Source organism: Nocardiopsis listeri NBRC 13360, assembly GCF_001570765.1.
Taxonomy (GTDB): domain Bacteria; phylum Actinomycetota; class Actinomycetes; order Streptosporangiales; family Streptosporangiaceae; genus Nocardiopsis; species Nocardiopsis listeri.
Genome location: NZ_BCSH01000145.1, coordinates 1 through 729, shown reverse-complemented (window position 1 = coordinate 729; position 729 = coordinate 1). Strand labels below are relative to the sequence as shown.

Annotated in this window: 1 protein-coding gene; it reads right to left on the bottom strand. The window is 68.7% G+C overall.

Annotation, left to right across the window (positions count from 1 at the left end; genetic code table 11):
- A partial coding sequence (locus NLI01S_RS24845; RefSeq protein ID WP_157091145.1) for an acyl carrier protein occupies positions 1–729 on the bottom strand: 729 nt, incomplete at both ends.

The following is a 729-nucleotide window of genomic DNA, read 5'->3' as shown; positions in this document are numbered from 1 at the left end:
TTCGTGTAGGAGGTACCGACGTTCTCCGGGTCGGGGTCGTACAACGACTCCAGGTCCCAGCCACGATCGGTCGGGAAGTCGCCCACCGCGTCCTTACCGGCCGCCAGCAGGTCCCAGAGCCCGTCCGCGCCGGTGACACCACCGGGATAACGGCAGCCGAGTCCCACGATCGCGATCGGCTCGTCCGCACCCATCGGCGCCACGGCGTCAGCATTATGATGCGCGTCGGTCCGTACTTCCTCTTCCCCCACCAACTGCACGAGCAGATGGCGGACGAGCACCTCGGGTGTGGGGTAGTCGAAGACCAGCGTTGCGGGCAGCCGCAGCCCCGTCGCCGTGTTCAACCGGTTGCGCAGCTCCACGGCCGTCAGCGAGTCGAAACCGATCTCCTTGAACGGGTGATCGGCCTGCACCGCCCCGGCTCCGGAGAAGCCCAGTACCGCCGCGGCGCTGGAACGCACCAGCTCCAGAAGCACACCCGGCCGGTCCTCGACCGGCATCCGCACCAGGCGGTCCACCAGTGAGGACCCACTGGCATCCACAGCCGCAGCACGCCGTGCCGGAACCCCGCGCACCAGACCACGCAGCACATGCGGAACTCCGTTGTCGCTGCTGCGCAGCGCACTCAAATCCAGCCGGACCGGCACCTGGAGCGCCTCGTCCGTGCGTAGCGCGGCGTCGAAGGCGGCAAGGCCCTGATCCGCCGAGAACGGCAGGATCCCTCCGCGT